We start from the raw sequence: 1,531 nt of genomic DNA on the forward strand, positions 1-1,531 counted from the left end.
ATGTATAGACTTGTTTTCAGGTAATTCAATTAGTTTTTCATCCTTATCAGATTCTTCGTCTTCCATTTCATGAATCTCACCCAATCGTTCGAGCGAAATTTTAGCATCTTGCCATGAGTGAATGAATTGTACAAGATTATCGATTGGCGAATTCAACTGGCCAAGAATGTATTGCACCGCCAGCATCATACCTAAAGTCATACTACCGTTTACAACAGCCTGTGCTGCCAAAAAGGTGATAACGATATTCTTGGTTTCATTAAAGAATACCGAACCCGACACCTGATATTGATTCAATGCAAGCCCTTTGGTTCGCACCTGAAAAAGTTCTGCCTGAATGTTTTCCCACTCCCATCGCTTTTGCTTTTCGCAGTTATTGAGCTTAATTTCCTGCATCCCTGTGATCAGTTGCACTAGCGAATTTTGATTGCTCGATAGCTGGGCAAAACGCTTACCATCCAACTCACGACGTTTTTTAAGGAAGAGGTTTATCCAGATGATATAAAGACTCGATCCCAAAAGGAAAACAAGGAATATGGTCGTGTTGTAAATCGCCAATACCACTCCGAAAATCAATAGATTCACCATAGAAAACAAAATGTTCAAAGTAGATGACGTCAGGAAATTTTCGATTCGGGTATGATCTTGTATGCGTTGTAAAAGATCACCAATCATCTTAATGTCGAAGAAACCAATTGGTAGCTTCATCAACTTGATCAGGAAATCAGAAATCAGGGAGATATTAATACGAGTTGAAATATGCAAAAGTATCCAGGAGCGAATAAACTCAACCGATATGCGCGAAATGAAAAGCACCATCTGGGCTATCAGCACCAAATAAATGAAACTCAAATTTTGGGTATTGATACCAATATCAACAACTGATTGGGTAAGAAACGGAAAGATAAGCTGTAACATACTTCCGAAAAGCATGCCCAAAAACAACTGAAAAAGGAACTTTTTATAGGGTTTTAGGTAACGCAATAGGAAACCTATGCTCTGTTTCTTTTTATCACTCTCATCTTTCGCTTTATAAAAATCAGGCGTGGGTTCCAATAGCAAACACAAGCCTTTCAAGTCACCATCAACCTTAGTCGATGCCCAGGACTTAATAAACTCTTCTTTACTGAATTTGAGTAATCCTGAGGCCGGATCAGACACATGAACGATGGTCTTTTTATTCTTAGTCTCAATTTTATGAACCACCACAAAATGCTGTTGGTTCCAATGACAAATAGCCGGTAATGTCGCCTGCTCAGCCAACTGATCAAAGGTGATTCGTACCCCCATGCTACGAAAACCAATGCTCTCGGCCGCATCGGCGATACCCATCATCGACACACCCTCGCGAGTGATATAAGATTTATCGCGTAAGGATTGTAAGCTATAGGTTTTACCATAAAACTTCGATATCATGCGCAGGCAAGTTGGCCCGCAGTCCATAGCATCAAGTTGACGAAAATGGGGAAATTTCTTCTTCATAGATTAGGATCAGTCAATTATAAACAAATCAATTGCTTATAAAAAAACG

General features: G+C 39.5%; 1 protein-coding gene. It reads right to left on the minus strand.

Features of this window, described 5'->3' with window-relative positions:
* A partial coding sequence (locus ABY905_RS17230; RefSeq protein WP_372646129.1) for a cysteine peptidase family C39 domain-containing protein occupies nt 1–1,482 on the minus strand: 1,482 nt, incomplete at its 3' end.
* Nucleotides 1,483–1,531: the final 49 nt, after the last annotated feature.

This window comes from Ancylomarina sp. (assembly GCF_041555295.1).
Classification (GTDB): domain Bacteria; phylum Bacteroidota; class Bacteroidia; order Bacteroidales; family Marinifilaceae; genus Ancylomarina.